Source organism: Saccharicrinis sp. GN24d3 (assembly GCF_052400645.1).
In the GTDB taxonomy this organism is placed as follows: Bacteria; Bacteroidota; Bacteroidia; order Bacteroidales; family Marinilabiliaceae; genus Saccharicrinis.
On the sequence record NZ_JBQTGI010000001.1, the window covers coordinates 136,669 to 158,788 of the forward strand.

The 22,120-nt window shown below is 37.9% G+C and carries 10 protein-coding genes; all 10 read left to right on the top strand.

Going from position 1 to position 22,120, the window contains the following annotated elements:
* The first annotated feature begins 352 nt into the window (after positions 1-352).
* The 10 genes from ACT29I_RS00545 to ACT29I_RS00590 all read left to right on the top strand — a co-directional run bounded on the left by ACT29I_RS00545 (position 353) and on the right by ACT29I_RS00590 (position 22,111).
* On the top strand, positions 353-2,617 hold the full coding sequence (locus tag ACT29I_RS00545; RefSeq protein WP_444792468.1) for a glycosyl hydrolase: 2,265 nt from the start codon (positions 353-355) through the stop codon (positions 2,615-2,617).
* Positions 2,618-2,657: 40 nt separating this feature from the next.
* Positions 2,658-4,076, top strand: coding sequence for a BNR repeat-containing protein (locus tag ACT29I_RS00550; protein ID WP_430936923.1), 1,419 nt, complete (start codon positions 2,658-2,660; stop codon positions 4,074-4,076).
* Positions 4,077-4,153: 77 nt separating this feature from the next.
* Positions 4,154-6,085 carry a hypothetical protein gene (locus ACT29I_RS00555; RefSeq protein ID WP_430936925.1) on the top strand — a complete coding sequence of 644 codons (1,932 nt, stop codon included), beginning with the start codon at positions 4,154-4,156 and terminating at the stop codon, positions 6,083-6,085.
* A gap of 314 nt (positions 6,086-6,399) precedes the next feature.
* Positions 6,400-8,661, top strand: coding sequence for a glycoside hydrolase family 3 N-terminal domain-containing protein (locus ACT29I_RS00560; protein ID WP_430936927.1), 2,262 nt, complete (start codon positions 6,400-6,402; stop codon positions 8,659-8,661).
* Between the two features lie 103 nt (positions 8,662-8,764).
* Positions 8,765-9,079, top strand: a complete 315-nt coding sequence (rhaM, locus tag ACT29I_RS00565; RefSeq protein ID WP_430936929.1) for an L-rhamnose mutarotase — start codon at positions 8,765-8,767, stop codon at positions 9,077-9,079.
* Positions 9,080-9,339: 260 nt separating this feature from the next.
* A complete protein-coding gene (locus ACT29I_RS00570) occupies positions 9,340-9,759 on the top strand; it encodes a LytR/AlgR family response regulator transcription factor (RefSeq protein WP_430936931.1) in 420 nt (139 codons plus the stop codon).
* An 85-nt stretch (positions 9,760-9,844) separates the two neighbouring features.
* Positions 9,845-13,390 carry an alpha-L-rhamnosidase-related protein gene (locus ACT29I_RS00575; RefSeq protein ID WP_430936933.1) on the top strand — a complete coding sequence of 1,182 codons (3,546 nt, stop codon included), beginning with the start codon at positions 9,845-9,847 and terminating at the stop codon, positions 13,388-13,390.
* Between the two features lie 133 nt (positions 13,391-13,523).
* Positions 13,524-14,852 (top strand): family 43 glycosylhydrolase, encoded by a 1,329-nt coding sequence (locus tag ACT29I_RS00580; protein ID WP_430936935.1) that lies wholly within the window; start codon positions 13,524-13,526, stop codon positions 14,850-14,852.
* Positions 14,853-15,140: 288 nt separating this feature from the next.
* On the top strand, positions 15,141-18,308 hold the full coding sequence (locus ACT29I_RS00585) for a BNR-4 repeat-containing protein (RefSeq protein ID WP_430936937.1): 3,168 nt from the start codon (positions 15,141-15,143) through the stop codon (positions 18,306-18,308).
* A 536-nt stretch (positions 18,309-18,844) separates the two neighbouring features.
* Positions 18,845-22,111, top strand: a complete 3,267-nt coding sequence (locus tag ACT29I_RS00590) for a glycosyl hydrolase (protein ID WP_430937312.1) — start codon at positions 18,845-18,847, stop codon at positions 22,109-22,111.
* Positions 22,112-22,120 lie beyond the last annotated feature (9 nt).

Below are 22,120 nucleotides of genomic sequence, written 5' to 3' on the forward strand. Positions count from 1 at the left end.
AATTATTTGATAATGTAAATAATGTGGCATGTTGATGAATTAGTTCATGTTTGTGCTAAATGGTTGAACTGATTGAATCTCTTATCTGACAGAAAGTAAAGCAAATAATATATTATATTAATTATATAGCAAATCATGGTTTAACTCGTAAGTGCTAGAATTATAAATGATACCGGTTATATGACGTGTATTTATCAGTATGAACAATTGTTCCGAAATGGCACATTCGTGCATAATATGGATATATGTTCATGATTATGCGCTGGAATTTTCAATGTCCTAAAATAAAAGATATTAATATTGAATTTGATAAATTAGATTTTATTGGAATAGTTATTAAGGTCTTGTATATATGAGTTTTCCGCGCAAAAACAGGTTTTTATTTTATATGTTAATTATTGTTATTGGAGTTGCAACTTCATGTACACATTCCAATAAACTTAAAAAGCAGTTTGTCAATCCTCCCAAACAGTATAAACCCATGCCTTTTTGGCACATTAACGGTGAATTGACCCGAGTAGGTATTCGTCAGCAAATGAAAGATGCCAAAGAATTAGCAGGTTTTTCAGGTGTTAGCCTTTTGCCATTAGCTTCAGATGGAAAAAAGATAGGAACAAGTCCCAGGTTTTTATCGGAAGAATATTTTCAACGTTATCAGGATATGATTGATGTGGCACAAGAGCTGGAGATGCAAATTATATTGTATGACGATAACGACTTTCCCAGTGGTATGGCAGGAGGAAAAATGGAAGAACTATATCCTGACCATACCATGAAACGTTTGGACAAAATTGAGCATAGGGTTATAGGGCCTAGACTATTTACAGATAGTATTCCCGGTATCAAATTGATGTCTGCGGTTGCTACTCATATTCATACAAACGAGCGTGTTGAAATTAGTGATTGCGCGGTAGATGGTGTAATAAAATGGCGAGCACCTAAAGGAGAATGGAATGTTATGCTGTTTCCTTTGGTGAAAGACAGTTTTCACAAAAAGTACCTCTGTGTTGATTTTATGGATACGACAGCCGTTCGTCATATGATTAATCAAACCTACAACAAATATTATGAACGTTTCGGTAAGTATTTTGGAAACACCATTAAAATGACTTTTTTCGATGATGTGGGTTTCTGGCGTCATCCCCGCAGCTGGACAGGTCGCTTCAATGAAAAATTCATAGAAATAAATGGATTTGACCCTCGTCCTTATTATCCTGCATTATGGTATGATATAGGAGCAGAAACAGAAGCTGTGCGCAATGCTTTTTTTAAAACCCGTGCCGAATTGTTGGCCGAAGGTTTTCCAAAGTTAGTAGGAGAATGGGCTAAAAAGCATGGTGTAAAAGATACAGGTCATCCTCCCGGTAATTACGATCCAACGCCCATAGATATGAATGGTGATATATTCAAGTTCTACCGACATACAGCGATCCCGTTAACCGATGATATTATAGACTATGGTTTTGGAAAAGATGGGCATAAGTTGGTGAGCTCTGCGGCAGATTATTACGATAAACCTATTGTGTCAACAGAAGTTTTTGGAGCCTATAGAGAAGCTGATTTCGACTCTTTGATGTTGTACCGTTCCACAATGGATCTGTTTGCACGGGGTGTTAATTTAGTGGTTCCGCATGGTATGTGGTACGACCCTAATAAGGTGTATATACAGCCGCTCGTATCGCCTTATAGTAAGAAAATCGCAGCAGCCTTACCTGCATATTCTGATTATGTTGGAAGAGCGAGTATGTTGCTCAGAGGTGGGCGTAGGGTCAGTGAGATAGGTGTTTTATATCCTTTCGAGGAACTGGCAGGGTGGTTTTGTTTTGATAACCCTGAAAATATCCGTCAAGGATTTTACATCTCTCCGGAGACGGATTATCAAGACGTTGGTTGTTGGCTTACCAACGATATTCGCAGGGATTTTACATTTATACATCCGGAGTTGTTTTTAGATGATAAATACATTATTAAAAAAGGCCGTGTCTTTTTAAACAACAAAGAAAACACCCAAAGTTACCGTACGATGATTCTTACGGGATGTAAAGTGATTTCGTATAAAACGCTTCAAAAGCTGCGGAAGTTTTACGATAATGGAGGTACCATTATCGCGACCACCCATTTACCATATAAGTCCTCCGAAATGGGCAAGGACCAGATGGTGGTTGATATGGTAAAAGAAATATTTGGGATTAACCCTTTAAAGCAGGACGGTTATACTGAGCTTGTTCAATCGTCAAATTTTGCTAAAGGTAAAGCCTTGTTTATCCCAAATCCCGATGCTGAAATACTGGCCAACGTATTGGAGAAAAATGAAGATGCTCCTGATGTTCGTTTTGTGGGTAGCCCCAAAATAGAATCGGAATTGGGCAAACTAAACTATATACACAAAGTAAAGGACGGGCTTGATATATACTACTTTACCAATTCAAGCGATGAAGTAATTGATGTGGAAGTAACGATAAAAGGTAAGTTATCCCTTGAATCTTGGAATCCTCATAGTTGTGTATTTTCTAAAATTGAAAATGTAGGTTACCAATTGGAAGGCGAACAATATTTTACGCAGTGTAATCTGAAAATAAAGCCGGTAAGTTCTGTTTTTTACATTTCGTGTGAGTAGACGATACACTGGAATAAATTACAATAAATATTAGAATTTTATGAAGTTTGCATTTATTACCCTGTGCTTACAATTTATCATGTCTGTAACTATTCTTGCACAAGTAAAAGTGGTTCAGCATAACACTTCTTTAGTAGATAGTGCTGCATTAACTGTTGACGGAAGATTTGCATCAGCAATTAACGGAAGAACCTTTCAGAAGGATGCAATAGTTTCGTATAACAATTATCAATACTTTGCCTATTACGACAAAGAACGGCATGTTTGCTTGTCGAGAAGAAAACTTGATAATGGCAATTGGGAGACGATTCGATTCACAGATTATTTTTTCGAGAGTAACGATGCGCACAATGTGGTATCTATGGGAATCTGTCCTAATGATGGGACCATTCATTTGGCGTTCGACCATCATGTACATCCTTTACATTACAGGGTTTCAAAAAAGGGACTGACCAACAAACCGGAATCTATGGAATGGAATACATCTATGTTTACTCCAGTGCTTTCTGAACTTGAAGAGAATAAACCTATTAAAATTACTTATCCCAAGTTTTGGCAGACTCCGGATGGAAACCTGCAGTTTAACTATCGAGTGCGAGGTTCGGGCAATGGTGACCGTATGCTGGTAGATTATGATGCCAAAAACGGGAAATGGGAAAATACCCGGCAGATAGATGCCGCACAAGGCTATTTTAAAGACCAATTAGGAGAAAGTGAAACGCGTTGTTCCTACCCCAATGGCTATGATTACGATGCGGAAGGAAACTTGCATGTAACATGGGTTTGGCGGGAAGACAGCAAGGGGGCAAATCATGATTTGATTTATGTTTATAGCGAGGATAAAGGTTTTACATGGAGAAATAATGCAGGGGAATTATTGAATGATATACCAAATGTAAACTCACCTGGAATTGTTGTGCAATCCATTCCCCGAGTATTGGGTCTAATGAACGATCATGGTCAAGCTATCGACTCGGAAGGGCGAATGCATGTAGTGATGTACCATTGTACCGAGCAAAGCATTAATGAAGCAGGGAGTGTGCCTGGCGCAACTCGCTGGGGACCTCCAGGGGCGCAAAGGTATCATCATTATTGGCGCGATTTAATGGGAGAATGGCATCACTTTGAAATGGACCTTAAAGTAGGGAATCGTCCCAAGATATTCATCGATAAAATGGACAACCTGATAATGATATTTAGTGGGATTGATGAAAAGAATATAAAACGAGTAACAGAAAGGGATAAGGACTTGGTTGTAGCCATTGCGACGGCAAAAAATAATTGGAAAGATTGGCATGTTGCACACGCTGTTGAGGGGCCTTTTTTAAATGATATGTTAGGCGACTTTTATCGTTGGAAAAGTGAGGGAATATTGTCGGTTATTGTACAAGATAAGCCAAAGGCCAGTGGGAAACCCAGCCCATTAAAAGTTATAGATTTCTCATTTTGCATAGAATAGGAATTTATTGGTGGACTCGTTAAATACTATTGTTGGGACTTTTTAATTCAAGAAGCTAATATTTATAAAATAACAGAATGCAAAGAAGAACATTTATAAAAAACATTACGCTGGGAAGCGTTTTGGCAGGCATGCCATTGGGAGGACTTCTAACATCAGGTTGCAGCGAACATATTGAAAAGCAGGACGAATTTAGGAGCATGGTCCGGGATTTATTACGCGACTGGTGTGATGGGATGATCAAACATCAGATTATAAAACCTGATAGTCTGGGAGCACATGGGGCGCTCAGTTGTCCATCGTGCCAACATATCCATGGGCGATGTATGGATGCCGTTTATCCATTTCTGTATATGGCGGATGAAACAGGAGATAAAAAATATCTGGATGCGGCTATGCTGGCGATGGAATGGGCCGAGAACAATGTTTCGCAGGCTGATGGGAGCTGGACCGTAATTCCCAATCCGAAATCGTGGAAAGGAATTAGCGTTTTTGGTGCAATAGCATTGGGTGAAGCTTTGCACTACCATGGTCATGTTTTGGATAAAGCAACCTATAATAGCTGGAAGATCCGCTTAGGTAGGGTCGCTGAATATATTTATAACACATTCTCGATTGACTTCACCAATGTAAATTATGGTTTTACAGCTATTTATGCTTTACACTTAATAGGCAAGGAGCTGAACGAGCCCAGATATTCAGCACGGAGTAAACAATTGGCCAAGGAGGTGAAAAACTACTTTACGGAGCCAAATAAGTTGTTATGGGGCGAAGCTAAACCCATAGATAAACGAAGTCAAAAAAACCTTTTAGGCGTTGATCTGGGCTACAATGTCGAAGAATCTTTAAACAGTATCGTGTTGTATGCACTCGATGAAAAGGACGAAGAGTTACTAGCCCTGCTGGACAAGTCTCTTGCCAGCCATATGGAGTTTATGTTGCCGGATGGAGGCTGGGATAACACCTGGGGTACTCGTCATAACAAATGGAGCTATTGGGGCAGTAGAACAACGGATGGTTGTCAGGTAGGGTATGGTATGATGGCTTCTAGAAACCAGGCTTTTGGTAGGGTGGCTTACCAAAATACAAAGCTATTAAAAGAATGTACCGCCGGTGGTTTGTTACATGGCGGACCGCATTATATTTCGCATGGAGTTAAACCTTGTATACATCATACTTTTGCTCATGCTAAACCCTTGGCTACCCTATTAGATGCCGGAAAAAAACTTCCAAAGATATCCCCGGATACACCATTGCCTTGTGAAAATAACTATGGAGTAAAAGAGTTTCCTGAAATTTCTACCTGGTTAGTTTCAAATAACGTATGGCGGGCCACGGTAACCAGTTACGATGCATTATATCATAAAACCTTGCCTGTGCAGCAGGCTACAGGCGGAGCACTTTCGATGTTGTATCACCATAAAGTAGGATTGTTGTTTGCAGCCAGTATGGCTCGTTATATCATAGTTGAAAAAAATAACCAACAACTGTACGATGGTGAGGAGTTTGCTTTGACACCTCGTGTTGAAGTAAGGGACGAAGGCGAGTGGTACACAAATTTGTATGACCTGGAAGCAAAGGTGGGTTGCACTAATGCTGGAGATATGATTTCTTTTAATGTTAATACTGAAATTCAAAATGAAGCCAGACACAAATTGCCTGGAAACAATTCTACTTTTAGTTTGAACTATAATTTTATTGCCGACAAGCTGGAAATTGTCGCAAAAGCATCAAAAGGAAATACTTATTTAAGCAAAGGCGCTTCTTTGGTTTTGCCACTAGCATCTGTCAATAAAGAAAAGGTAATGCAGGTAGCTCCCCATAAGATTGAAATATTGAAACCTCAAGGTAAAGTTGTACTGGAAGCTACTGTACCAATATGGATAAAACCAACAGATAAAGGAAGGGTTTTTAATTTGGTCCCAGGGGTTGAGGCAGTTCCGGTTTATGCCAGGTTTCAAAAAGGTATGAACGAACTGAAAGTCAATATTTGGGTAGAAAACGTATAGAAATGGAACAATAGGTCATGTCTTGAAAATTGAGCATAAAATCAAATCGCTTTCGATGGTGACTATTGGTTCTGTTTTGAGGGGTACCTGTGACTTTAAATATTGTTTATTCGTTTACATCGAAAATTGATAAATGAACATATGTTTCAACCTGAATTATTCGTTCATAGATGAAGCAATTGTTCATAAAAGTGGTCGTTAATTGAAATTTGCAATGGGAGATTTTAATTTTATTTGGATTATGAATTTTTTTGAATGACGTGTTGATGTTTTTCAAAAGGCGTAAAATTTAAGTAAATACGAAATGTTAAGTTATGATAATTAAAAATGCCATAATATTATTTGTGTTGGTGCTGATGGCTAGTTCGTGCAGTCAGTCAGATGTTACAATATACAAGCAACAGGATGCTGGAATCGATGAGCGGGTAGAGGATTTGCTTTCTCGTATGACATTGGAAGAGAAAGTGGCTCAAATGCGCATGTTTCATGCCAATATTGGGGTAGAACTTGATGGGAATGATAAAATGGTGCTTTCGGATAGGGTACTTAAAAAACTAAAAATTGGTATTGGAGGTATAAAAAACCCGGGAGAGTACGATTCACCCGAAAAAGCAGCCATATTAAACAATCAGCTGCAAAAACATATCATAGAAAATAACAGATTGGGAATACCAGCCTTTTTCGTGACAGAATCATATAATGGTGTGGATGCTGAAGGGTGTACCAGTTATGGCCGCCCAATCAATATGGCATCTACTTTTAACCCTGAATTGGTGAAAAAAGTTTATGATGCAGTAGGAAGAGAAGCTCGTTTAAGAGGTTTACACTTAACGCATTCGCCAGAGGCTGATATTGTTAGAGACCCTCGTTTTGGAAGAATGAGCGAAGCGTTTAGTGAAGATACTTACCTGACAACACAAATGGTATTGAGTGCTGTTACAGGAATGCAGGGAGATTATGAAGGTTTGAAGCGTACGCATATTGGAGCTGTCACAAAGCATTTTGCGGGTTATGCACAGGTTTCCGGCGGAACCAATTTTGCTTCCATCGAAATTTCTCCGCGTACCTTAATTGATGAGATATTTCCTCCGTTCGAAGCCGCCGTTAAACAAGCCAATTCTTTAGGAATTATGGCTTCTCATGGCGATATAAATGGTGTGGCCAGTCATGCTAACCCTTGGTTGCTTACCGATGTATTGCGCAAAGAATGGGGATTTAAAGGATATGTGGTTTCTGATTCCCATGATGTGGAGAGATTAAATTATTTTATGAAGGTCGCAGAGACCCTTGAAGAAGCTGCGCTATTAGGATTAAAGGCAGGAATCGATGTGGATTTATACGGAGAGAAAGCCTATGCGCTGTTGCCTGAAATGGCAGAAAAGGATCCAACTCTAATGAAATATATCGACAGGTCTACACGAAGGGTGTTAAGAACCAAGTTTATCCTTGGGTTGTTCGATAACCCTTTTGTTAATGTAGAAGAGGTAAGCAAAAAAGTACGTTCAGAAGAAAACCTGCAAATTGCCCTTGAAGCGGATAGAGAATCGATCATCTTACTTAAGAATGAGGATGTGCTTCCGGTTGGTGCCGACAAAAAAATGAAAGTTGCTTTAGTGGGTCCATTGTACAACGAGCATATAAAAACTGATTTTGAAACCATTGCGGGCAATAGGGTGAAATTTGTGGGAGAAAAAGGCTATGATTTAACCAATGGTGTTAAAGGAGTTCCGCAACTTACCACGGAAGAAAAGCAATTAAAAGGAATCGATAAAATAGTTAAAACCGCAAAAGCTGCCGATGTTATTGTTTTATTTGCAGGAGGTGATGGGTTTACCTCAAAAGAAGGATTTTTTAATGATGCCTTAGGCGATCGCGACAATATTGACCCTGTTGGATTACAAGACGAGTTATTGTTAAAGCTTAAAAAAGTAGGGAAACCGGTAATCGTAGTATTAAAACACCGCCGTACATTGTCTATCAACACCTTTGCCGAAGAGGCGGATGCTATTGTAGATTGTTGGGATCTAAGTGAACAAGGGAATATTGCGATTGCAGAAGTGATTTTTGGAAAAGTTAATCCATCTGGTAAATTGCCAGTAACAGTTCCAGCCTCTATCGGACAGCTACCATTTCATTACAGTCAAAAAGAAATCAATTATAAGAAAGGTTACCTATTTGCTAAAAATGCCCCATTATATCCATTCGGTTTTGGGCTGTCATATACTAATTTTGAATATACAGATTTGCAGATATCTGATAGTACTATGGCTGTAAATGGGAAAATAACAGCCAGTATTTCTGTGAAAAATACTGGTGAGATCAAAGGTAAAGAAGTTGTTCAATTATATATTAAAGATTTGTATGGTTCGGTTGTTAGACCCATGCAAGAGCTTAAAGGATTTCAAAAGATTGAACTTAATCCAGGAGAAAGCAAAACGATAACTTTTGAAATAACTCCAGATATGTTAGCAATGACAGGATTGGACATGGCAAAAAAAGTGGAGACAGGATCCTTTGAAGTTAGGATAGGTAGCAACTGTGCATCTTTTGATACCAAAGGCTTCAAGGTTGAGTAATTTATAATATAGTTTGAAATAGTAGTTTTTAGTAGTTTTTATAGTAGCCAGAGACCGTATGTCTTTGGTTACTAATTTTACAAATAAAGAAAATTAACAGCGCATGAAAAGATTAGCTTTTAAAATGCACCTGAATGAAGGCCAAAAAGAAGAGTACATTAAGCGTCACGATGAAATTTGGCCTGAGCTAAAACAGCTACTAAAAGGAGCAGGCGTTAGCGAATACTCAATATTTTTAGATGAAGAAACAAATGCGCTATTTGCCTTTCAGAAGGTTAGTGGCGAAGGGGGCTCACAGGATCTTGGTAAAACGGAGATTGTACAAAAATGGTGGAAGTTTATGTCAGATGTAATGAAAACTAATCCGGATAACTCACCTGTATCAGTTGCGTTGGAAGAGGTTTTTTATATGGAGTAATAACGGATAAATAGCTTTAACCCGGATTATGTATTGGAGGTTCGTCATGAGCATTGCAAGTACAATAAAACAAGGCATTACTGAAACGAGGCATAACTTGTCCCGATTACTTTCGGGAGCATCGTTCTGGTGAATTGAAGTGATGCAACGAAGTGTCTTGTTTTAAAGTAATTTCAATGAGTAATAGAATTTCTAATGCATATTGCGGGTTTAAATTTGGTCTGTAAGTTTAACTCCAGGCAACGATAACAAATTGATTTATGAAAGTAGTTTATCCTGAGGGTAAAACAACTGACCAGTTTCCTATATTAGAACCTATTTTAATCCAAAAACCCCAACAATATAGGTCTAGGTTTCTTGTCAATAAAGGAACGTTCCTGATAAAGATTAATGTTGAGGACGTTGCATTTTTCTATATGTCTAATGGTATTTTATATGCTGTGAATTTTAGTAAAGAGGAGTTTCGCATTGATTTGCAGATTAAAAATGTAGAAGAGGACTTAAACCCGGATATTTTTAGGCGTGTTAACAGACAGGTAATCTTAAATGTCAATTCTATTTATCGAATAGAACCTTATTTTAATGGTAAATTAGTGGTTAAAACTATTCCCGAGTTTCCTACTAAAATAATTGTCAGTAAACAAAATGCGAAACCTTTTAAGGACTGGATAGATCAGTAGTTGATATGATGAAGTAGAACTGATTATAGTTTCAATTAATAATCGAGTGTTATAAGTTTCTAGTGGAACAATAAAGATCATAATAATGAAAAAAATAAGTGTTAAAATCTCATTTATAGCTATACTGTTAGCTGTATCTTTTCAGCTGTACGCAAAAAATGGAGTAACAAAGGGTAGTGAAAATAAAAGAGATGACAAACCAAATATTATTTTTGTCCTAACCGACGATCAACGCTGGGATGCATTGGGGTATGCCGGCAACAAAGAAATTCAAACCCCTGAGATGGATAAATTAGCTGAGCAAGGGACATATTTTACTACAGCAATTGCTGCTACTCCAATATGCTCTGCTAGCCGGGCCAGTTTATTTACAGGAATCCACGAACGTACGCACAGGTATACTTTTCAAACCGGTGAAATTCGAGAAGAATTTATGGAAGTGGCCTATCCAAAGTTGCTGAAAGAAGCTGGGTATTACACTGGTTTTTATGGGAAATTTGGCGTTAAGTTTTCAGGTAAAGATGAAATGTTTGATAAGATTGAGGATTATGACAGGGAGAATCGCTATAAAGATTATCGCGGTTATTATTATAAAACATTGGATGGAGATACCGTTCACCTTACAAGATATACCGGACAAAAAGCCTTGGATTTTATTGATGAAGCGCCTAAAGACAAACCGTTTTGCTTGTCATTAAGTTTTAGCGCACCACATGCACACGATGGGGCTCCTTTGCAATATTTCTGGCAGGAAGAGCCAGGTGAATTATATAATGATAGAGATTTGCCACAAGCGAGCATCTCAGATGATAAGTATTTTGAAGCACTACCAAAAATGGTAAGAGATGGGTTTAACCGTTTACGCTGGGGCTGGAGATATGATACTCCCGAAAAGTATCAGCATAGTGTGAAAGGATATTACCGAATGATTTACGGTGTTGACCTGGAGATAGCCAAAATCAGAAAGAAACTTGAAGAAACAGGTCAGGATAAAAATACTGTTATTATACTAATGGGCGATAATGGCCAGTTTTTGGGTGAGCGTCAAATTGCAGGTAAGTGGCTGATGTACGATAATTCGGTGCGGGTGCCCCTCATCGTTTTTGATCCCAGAGCCGGAAAGCATCTTGATCTTGATGATATGGCGTTAAACATTGATATTCCTGCAACCATATTAGATTTAGCAGATGTCATTATCCCGGAAACATATCAGGGAAAAAGTTTGGCACCGGTTGTCTCAGGGTTAAAATCTTCTTTAGAACGTGATACCGTATTGATTGAGCACCTGTGGGAGTTTGATCCTATTCCGCCAAGCGAAGGGGTAAGAACCTCAAAATGGAAATACTTACGTTATGTAAACGACAAGACCTACGAAGAGTTATATGATCTAACTAAAGACCCGAAAGAGATTAAAAACCTTGCCGGTAAAACAAAATACCAAAAAGTATTAGAGGAACTTAGAGCCAAGAATGACGAATTAGCTGAAAGATATGCGGACCCATTTGCGATGAAACCTACCGGGCTAACAGTTGAATATTTGAAGGAACCGGCAGCCTTAAAAATTATTGATAACAAGCCTGAATTTAGCTGGATGTTACCTGTATCTGCTGAGATTCAAAAAGGTTACCAAATTCTTGTTGCTTCATCTAAAGAAGCCATCGACAAGAACAATGGTGATGTTTGGAATAGTGGAAATGTGCGTAGCAATAAATCAACAAACGTGGAGTTGGGTAGCAAGCCGTTAAAAGCAAACTCAACTTATTTTTGGAAGGTAAGATACTTTGATGCCTACAATCGTATTTCTGAGTATTCTGAGGCTCAACAATTCACTACAGGTGAGTTTGGAGAAAAGCTTACTTCTCATAACTCGTTTTTGGTAGAGCACATTCAACCAGCTTCTTTCGAAAAAAGAGAAGATGGATCGTACTTTATTGACTTTGGTAAGCATGCATTTGCTAATATGAACATTAATTATTCAGCAAAAAACGCAGAAACATTGACGGTTCGCGTAGGAGAAAAGTTGAAAGATAGTAAAATCGATAGAAAGCCGGGTGGAACAATCCGTTATGCCGAAGTTAAAATTGATGTAAAACCGGGTAAAAGAAGTTACCAATTACCGCTTGTTGCGGATGAGCGTAATACCAACCACCTGGCAGTAGCCTTGCCAGATTCTTTCCCTGTTTTATTACCATTCCGCTATGCCGAGATTGAAGGCGAAAACGATTTAAAAGAGGACGATGTAAATCAAGAAGCGTATTTTTATTACTTCAACGACAATAACAGTTCTTTTAAAAGTTCGAGTGATGTGTTAAACCAGGTTTGGGAAATGTGTAAGTACACGCAAAAGGCTACTTCTTTTGCAGGATACTATGTAGATGGAGACCGTGAGCGTATTCCATATGAAGCTGATGCTTATTTGAATCAATTAAGTCATTATAGTGTTGATAGCGAGTATTCGATTGCGCGTAAAACAATTGAGTTCTTCTTTGTGAGTAAGCCGACCTGGCCAACCGAATGGCAATTACATGTAGCTATGATGATGTACCAGGATTACATGTATACCGGTAACACTGAATTGATTGAAAAGTATTACGAGCGTTTAAAAGTCAAAACCTTAATGGAGCTGGAGGTTGAAGATGGATTCATTAGTACCACGTCGCCTAACCACAATGTTGACTTAATTAAAAGGCTTGGTTTTAGAGATACCACAAGGGTTTTAAAAGACATTGTAGATTGGCCTCCTCAATCAAAAAACTTTGGAGGCAAAGGCCCAATTCCCGGAGAGCGCGATGGATATGTGTTTAAACCGATAAATACGGTTGTAAATGGTTTCTATTACCACAATATGAAAATCATGGAACAGTTTGCAACGGTACTAAATAAACCAGAGGAAGCTGCGGATTATGCTTATAGAGCTTCAAAAGTTAAAAAATCGATTAATGAGCAATTGTACGACAAGAATAAAGGGTATTATGTTGATGGAGTAGGTACCGATCATGGTTCTTTACATGCCAATATGATATTATTAGCTTTTGATGTCGTGCCAGAATCTCGCAAGGCGGGTGTTGTGGAGCATGTAAAATCAAGAGGAATGGCATGTAGTGTGTACGGAGCCCAGTATTTAATGGAAGCATTATATAAAGCCGGCGAGGCCGATTATGCGTTGGAATTAATGACGGCTACACACGACCGAAGCTGGTATAACATGATTAAAATCGGTTCTACTGTTGCTTTAGAAGCCTGGGATATGAAGTATAAAAGTAATGGAGATTGGAACCATGCCTGGGGTGCCGCACCTGCTAATATCATTCCACGTGGTATGTGGGGTATTCAGCCTAAAACTCCCGGATTTGATGTGGTAACCCTTAAGCCTCAATTGTCTACTTTACAAAAGAGTTCCATTGAAGTGCCAACTATTAAGGGTAATATCAAAGCTGATTATAAAAAGATAGGTGCACGCATGAAAGAGTATACCATTGAATTACCGGCTAATATGGTTGGTGAGTTTGTGATAGATCTGGCTCCGGAAGATGAAATTAGCCTGAACGGTAAAACGGTTAATACTTTGTTTGGTTCAGTGCGTTTAACCCCGGGTGTTAATAAAATTAAGATCAAAGTGAATTCATTTTAATGAAAGATGGATTGAGAATTCACACTGCATCACATATCTGATAAAATTGTGTTTTTTAATTTCAACGTAACAAGTAAAAGGGCTTTAATTAATCTGTTAAAGCCCTTTTTTAATATTTGAAAAACATTTAAAAATGAGACCGTTAAATCTATCTGTTTTACTAATAGTCATTCTTTCAACCCATGGCTTGTTTGCGCAAAATCCAATCAAAAAGGATTTTGGAATGGCAGATCCGCATTGTTATATTTTTAATAATAAGGCTTATTTATTCACTACACGTGATGCAAGTAATACATCCAATAAATTTAATATGCCCGATTGGCAAATATGGTCTTCAGATGATTTGACGGACTGGAAATTGGAACGTTACATCTATCCTAAAGAAACTTATATGGGCGAGTCTGACAGATGTTGGGCTACAGAAACAGCGAGCATGAATGGCAAGTATTATTTCTATTTTTCCAACGGAAATACCAATACCGGTGTTATGGTAGCTGATAAACCTGAAGGACCATATAAAGATGCATTAGGTAAACCATTACTCGATGTTGAATTAACTTCAACTCAGGAGTATGATCCTACTGTATTGGTTGATGAAGATAATAAAGCATATATCGTATTCGGTCATTACCGGAAAGATACGCAAGCATTGGCCTGGTATATCGCCCGACTAAATGAAGATATGATTTCGTTAGCTGAGCAACCCAAAGAAATTGTTGTGGAGAATGCCTTTGATATAATGACAGCCAACGATAAACCTAATCTGCATAAACGAAATGGGATATATTATTTGTCGGCTGGTTCGCATTATGCCACTTCAAAAAATGTATATGGCCCATATAAAGTAATCGGGAATTCCGGAAATGGGAAGTATGGGTTACATAGTAGAGCACATGGCAACTATTTTACCTGGAATAACCAATGGTTTCATACCTGGTGTCATTTTCATTTAGGTAAAGATATAGCCCGATACAGAGAGTCGTATATGACCTATTTACATTATACCGATGATGGAAGAATGGTAAGCGATGTAGCCTATTTAGATGCTCATTTTGAAACAGGAGTTGGTCAATATGATGCATCATGGGACTGTATTCAGGCCGAATGGTATATGAAAGCAAATGGAGCAGCGAAGCGAGAGTGCCTAACGGGTGGTTTTGAATTGCAGAATATTCAGCATGGGGCAACGCTTATTTATCCCAATATGGCAAATATACAAAGTCAAAAATCTGTTAAATTTCACCTCGCTTCATCTGTAGGAGGGGTTATTGAGGTTAGATCTGGCCATGCAAATGGAAAATTGTTGGGAAAAGCGATTGTGAAACCTACAGGAGGAAATGATAAGTACACTTACGTTTCTTGTAATCTGGTAGATGCGAAGGAGGTAGAGGATATTTGTTTTCATTTTGTGGGAAAGGGCGATGATTTAATGCGTCTGGATTACTTTGTGTTTGAGAAGTAAAATGCTTTTTTGTTTGGTATTTAACAATGTACTGGATTTGTTGAATCTGAAATTTACTTCATCTAAATATGCTTGATTGCTGGATAAATAAGAAAATTGGTATTCTACTTGGAGATGGTTCATTTTCGATAAAACCTGATACAATTCAATTAAAAAATTTATTGTCAAACACCTATACTTACTTTGGTAAAGTAAAATGAATTCAGGTATAATCCCAGTTACAAGGATTTATACTTTATTCTAAACCATATAATCCAAATTCAATAATCAATGATTAATTAAAATGCTATGAAAGAAAAATTACTTCAGCTAATAAAGTCCAATGTCTTAATATACCTCTTTCCTGTTTTTTGTATTAATATTAGTAATGCGCAAGTAACGTTTGTTGAAAATACCAAGGTTACCGATGAAGCTTTGTTTTTTTGGAAGGCAGACGACCCGGAACCATACCATTATGGTGCGGCAATAAACCCGCATGGTAATTGTGTAAAAGTATCCAACGGTTATGTTTTTTATACATGGTACAGAGGTGGTTTTTTGGATAGAACATTAATGGTTTCTAGAAAGAAAATTGGAGCAGGAAGTTGGGTGAATGTTGCGTTACCTGGTAAATTAAGCCTGGTAGGCGGAAAAGGAGATACCCACCTGACCACCAACATAGGGATATGTCCTATTGATGGTACCGTTCATATTATGTATGACCACCATAATGAAGACCTGAATTATATTGTTTCCAAAAAGAATATTGCTTTTGCTGCCGATGGAGAATTTATGGCTGATAATTTTCTGCCTCAGAGAGATTATTTAGTTTCAGGTAAAAAGGTTACTGGTGTAACTTATCCCAAAATGATAAATAACGATCAAGGGGAATTATTCTTTGAGAGAAGAAATGGTTCTGCTGTTGGTGGAGATATGATGGTTAGCTATTACAATGGTAATACTTGGACGAATGAAGTAAAAGTACTGCAAGGGAAAGGTGCTGAAGTTACGCAGGGAGAAAGAAATTATTGTTATGGTAAGCCTTATCTTTTTAATGGGAACTTTTACTATGTGTACTCTGTGAGATGGGCAGAATCACCTACCAGATTAAATGAAGGTGTGTATATAGCAAATTTAGGACCCAGAATGGATAAAACCGCTACTACTGTTGATGGCAAAACGTATAACCTCCCCATTATTGACCATGCCCCGTTTTTAATAGCAGATCCTCGTAGTATTCCGACTACTGAAGGATGGGCAGGTGGACCGGATGCAGCTATTTCTCCTAAAAATGACATCTATTTAAAAATAAGTCCAAAGAATACCACTCATTATAATTATCTGAGGAAAGATGGTGAAACAGAATTTACTGAAGAAAGAGGTAAAGGTAGTCCTGGTATGTTTTATGGAAACAGAATGTTTAAATGTACTTCGAGCAATGGTGTTTTAACAGTGCAAAGTTGTCAGGCAGGTAGTTATGAGTGGCGCACAGATTATATCTTGAACACGGGAATCGACGTTCAAAAGAGTCAGGTCCAAATGGAAAATGGCAAAATCGTAGCTGTTTATGCCGAAAAAAAAGCAAGCGATAAAGTACCTATTCATTGTTATGTTTTCGATATAATAAAGCTTGAGTATACGGCTCAAACTATTACTTTTGATGCGCTACCTGCAGTAAGTGAAAGTGATGCCGACTTTACATTATCGGCTACAGCCAGTTCCGGACTCACAGTAACATATTCTTCATCAAATCCTGATGTGGCACAAATTCTTGAAGGAAATAAGGTGAAAATAATGGGAGTAGGTTCCTGTGATATCGTTGCTAGCCAGATGGGTAATGGTGAATATGATAATGCACCTGATGTATCTCAAACATTAACGGTAAATGCGAATACCGGTAAAAGCAATCAAACAATTAGCTTTACTTTAGTTAATAGTACCCACGTATGGGGTTCTGCGGGTGAAGTATTATCGGGAACAGCTACCTCTGGTTTGGATGTGGAATATTCAAGCTCTAACGAAGATGTAGCTGTAATTGTGGATGGTAAGCTACAAGTTAAAAGAGCTGGTATTACAATCATTAAGGCTAGGCAGCCTGGTGATGTAACCTATAATGCGGCTCCTATCATTAGCCAAACGCTTACGGTCCCTAAGCAAACACAAGTTATTACTTTTGAGGCTATTTCGCCAAAAACATCAGGAGATCCTGAATTTAACCTTGTGGCCACCAGTAATAATCCCAACGCCAATTTACGTTTTGTCTGCCCTAATAATCAGGTGGCCATTGTTTGGGATGATATAGTAAGACATGTCCTAGGCACAGGAAGTGCAACAATTACCGTTTCTGATACCGGAGATGATTATTTTACTTCAGCTACTGTACAAAAAACTTTAGTAGTCAATTCAAAAACATTTAATGTTCCTGCAAAAATTGAGGCTGAGTATTATACCAGAAAGAGTGGCGTTAATGTGACTCGATGGAGCAATACAGTATTCTATTTAAATGCATGGGGAGTCAACGATTATGCCGAGTTTACCATCGACGTGCCAGAGGATGGAACTTACCCAATAGACATACACGCTGCAGCTCCGGGAGGTACTAAAAGTGTAAAAGTAACATCCGGAAGTACCACCCTGGCAACAACCAATTTAACCACAACTCCTAGCTTAACTAATTTTAAAACTACAACAGAAAATGTAAGCCTAATGGCAGGAGTTCAAAAAATACGTATTGTTGGAGTGGTTGGAGGTTTTAATTTGGATTGGATTCAAATTAAGGCAAAGTCGGGGGATGCCACCGATCCTGGAAATGATGTTCCGGATTATGTTTCGCAAAAGGATTATACCATATCTTCAGTGGATGGGGAACAGGACCCTAATTTGGCCGTGAACTTATTTGATGGAAATATAACAGATGATGCTCGCTGGAGTGCTCAGGAGTTTCCTAAATCTGTAGTTATTGATTTGGGTGTTGAAAAAGAAATTATTGGATCAAGGTTATGGACTTATCAAAGTAGAGCTTATCAGTTTAAAATTGAAGTTTCAAATTCATCTTCAGGCGATTTTACACAAGTGGTTGACAGAACCAGCAATACACATACATCTCAGCCTATCTCAGATGATTTTTCAACTCAAAAAGGACGGTACGTCAAACTTACTGTTACTGAGTGTCATAATTACGCAAGTAATTGGGTGAGTATAAATGAATTGGTATTGATTTTTGATGAGAGTACCCCCGTGTCAAAAACTAAAAGCTCAGAGATTAATGCTTATGTTGCTAACAACCAACTATTTGTTGAGTCGAATTTCGCTTACGGTAATGAAGTGTCTTTATATACAATTACAGGAGAGCTGATATTGAGTGAACAGTTTGATTCTACACATTATACTAAAACACTAAACATACAAACCGGTATTTATGTAGTTAAAGTCACTAGTAATAACGTAACTATGACTAAGAAATTATCTGTGAGATAGAAATTGTTAATTCAAACTTTCCAATGATTGAATTAATCTACAGGCATTTTAACCCGCAATATGCATTAGAAATTATATTACACATTGAAATTACTTTAAAACAAGGCACTTCGTTGCATCACTTCAACTCACCAGAACGATGCTCCCGAAAGTAATCGGGACAAGTTATGCCTCGTTTCAGTAATGCCTTGTTTTATTGTACTTGCAATGCTTATGACGAACCTCCAATACATAATCCGGTTTTAACAAGTGCAAATTTCATAGTCAAAATGGTATAATACTTCAAACTTTTTTATACCATATAAAATCCTGTTTTTTGGTATTTATTTCTGAAAATAGGGTTTTGTTTTTATACCTAATTATGCCCCCTAAAGTATAGAAGTAGTATTGATTTGAGGTTTTTAATGTGCTAATATTCATTATTGTAGGTGCTCTTGGTACAAAACAAAGAAATATTGAGATAATTACCATAAAAGTTTGGGTGGTAATAAGCTTATTTAGTATAGTATTTTAAATTAATTGTTAATAATTCAATCATGAAGTCAGGTTTTTCATTGAGATGTTTATTCTATTTCATTTCTGCGATTCTTATATTTTGTTCTTGTAATAATGGCCCGCAATTTCCAGAAACTAAGTTTCAGCAAATAAAATCTGGCTTTGAAACTCCATCGGATACCAATACGGTATGGTGTTACTGGTATTGGATAAACGACGATATTTCGAAGGATGGAATTACAAAAGATCTTTTGGCAATGAAAGAAGCTGGTATTGGGGTGGCTCTTATAGGTAATATTAATCCGGCAGGTGTCGACGGAGAAGTACCCATGCTAAGTGAAGATTGGTGGTCGCACATGGTGCATGCCGTTACTGAAGGAAAGAGAATAGGGGTTGACATAGGTATATTTAATTGTCCGGGATGGAGTCAGTCAGGTGGTCCCTGGGTTGATTATACAAAAGCCATGCGCTACCTTACTTATAGTGAGACTAAGGTTCAAGGCAGTAAGCTTATAAAAGTGCATTTGCCTAAGCCTAAAGAAGAATTTCAGGATACGCATACTTTGGCATTTAAAACTGCTGATGGTGAAAAAAGAGATTTAATTAATATTCCCACTATATTAAATTGCAGTAAAAAAGGATTTGAGCTAAATAATTTAATCGATAATAATCTAACAACGGCAATTACTTTTCCCGCGAAAAAAAATCTAGAACTAAGTTTTAATTTTAATTTGAGCGAGGCGATTAAAGCTCGTCAAATAACCATAAACCCAAGTCAGCCATTTAGCTGCAACTGTAAATTGTATGCCGAACTAAATGGAGAAGAAAAGTTAGTGAAGGCTTTTGTATTTGACCGTAGCAACCTAAGTGTAAATGTTGGCCCCATTACTAAAGGCGCTTTAGCATTGAGTTTACCCAATGCAGAATCAAAGCGATTCAAATTAGTTTGTAATAACTTTAAAAGTCTTCGTTCAAGAAAATATGGTTTTGCCGAAATAAATATTTCAGAAGCACCTGTACTGGATAGATATATCGAAAAACAACTGGGCAAAATGCACCCGACACCAACGCCTCAATGGAACACATATAGTTGGGAAATGCAAGGTGATCAAGTATCAAGAGAGTTGTGTATAGATGTTAAAGAGCTTATTGATATCAGTGATAAGTTGGATTCCAATGGATTGCTAACTTGGGAAGCACCAGTGGGGGAGTGGACAATATTGCGTATTGGAATGTCACCTACCGGAACTAAGAACTCACCTTCTGCACCGCAGGGACAAGGATACGAAATAGATAAAATGAATGGTGAATTAGCACAGTTCCATTTCGATAATTTTGTGGGGGAATTCCTGAAACGTATCCCGGAAGAAAGTAAGTCTGCCTTTAAATATGTGATTGCTGATAGTTATGAGATGGGATCGCAAAACTGGACAGACGGTTATGAAGTTAAGTTCAAAGAAAAATATGGATACGACCCGGTTAAATACTTGCCTGTATTATCCGGCAGAATCGTTGGTAGTGTTGAGGAATCGGAGCGTTTTTTATGGGATTTACGTCGGTCGATAGCCGATGATGTAGCGTATGAATATGTGGGTGGTTTGCGTAAAGCAAGTAAACAACATAATTTAAAAACCTGGTTAGAGAATTACGGGCATTGGGGATTTCCAGGAGAATTTATGATGTATGGCGGACAGTCAGATTTAATAGGAGGGGAGTTCTGGAACGAAGGAAGTTTGGGTAATATTGAATGCAAGGCTTCTTCATCAACATCGCACACTTATGGAAAACGAATAACCTCGGCCGAGGCATTTACCGCAAGCCGTAAATCCTATCTAAGGCATCCGGCTATGCTAAAAAAACGTGGCGATTGGTCCTTGACTGAAGGAATTAATCACTTTGTACTTCATCTATATATTCAGCAACCTGATGATAACAGAAAACCGGGGATGAATGCCTGGTTTAGTACAGAGTTTAACCGGCACAACACCTGGTTCAATCAAGCCGATAACTATTTTGATTATTTGCGCAGGTGTCAACATCTTTTACAACAGGGTAACTATGCAGCTGATGTATGTTACTTTATAGGAGAAGATGCCCCGATAATGACAGGGGGGCGTGTCCCGGAAATCCCTCATGGTTACTCATATGATTATATCAACGCAGAAGTCATTCTTGATCGTTTGACAGTTAAAGAGGGCAAGTTTGTATTACCCGATGGAATGTCCTATAGTATTTTAGTGTTGCCTCCAGTAAAAACCATGCGTCCGGAAGTATTAGCTAAGTTGGAACAATTGATAAAACAAGGGGGAATTATTTTAGGACAAAAACCACTTAAGTCTCCAAGTCTTCAAGATTATCCGCAATGTGATGTTGATGTTAAAAAAATGGCCGATAAGCTTTGGGCAGCACCATACGTTGAAGGCAAAATGAGTAATTCCTATGGTAAAGGAAAGGTATTGGATGGATACAATTTATCAGAAGTTTTTACAGCATTAAGCTTGAAAAAGGATTTTGGTTTACCCGAAGATGTTCCTTTACTATGGACGCATCGTAGAATGCCTGGCATGGAGATTTATTTTATCACTAACCAGAGTGATGGAGAGATTGATATTAAACCAACTTTTCGCGTAGATCAATCTTTAAAACCACAGTTATGGGATGCTGTTAGCGGTGAAGTAAGGGCTTTAAATGATTATAAAATTACAGATGAAGGATCCATTGTACCTATTAAATTAAAATCAGCTCAAAGTTGCTTTGTTGTCTTTGTAAATACTGAAAGAAGGAGTGTGAAAGAAGGATATGCAACTAATTTTCCTGAGCCGGAATTGCTACAAACTATTGAGCAACCTTTTAGTGTGGATTTTACAAATAAGGAAATCGGCCCTAAAGAACCTATTGTATTTAATACACTTACAGACTGGTCGTTATCAGATAATGATAAAATTAAGTTCTATTCTGGTTCTGCTATTTATAAAACAACCTTTAGCATTGATCAACTTCCTGCAAACGGTGAGTTTTATATCAATCTGGGTAAAGTAAGTGTAATGGCCGAGGTTAAGATAAATGGGAAAGCGTTGGGAGGTGTCTGGATATCTCCATATCGATTAAACGTTACAAATGCGTTAAAAAAAGGGAAAAACGATTTGGAGATTGAAGTTGTAAACCTTTGGAGGAATCAACTGATAAAGGATGAAAAATTACCTGATGACCAAAGGTATACCTGGTTGGTTATTGATGATGTAAAAGAAGGAGAAAAGCCACATTCTTCAGGACTGTTAGGTCCGGTTACAATCGAAACAATAAGATAATTTTAAAAA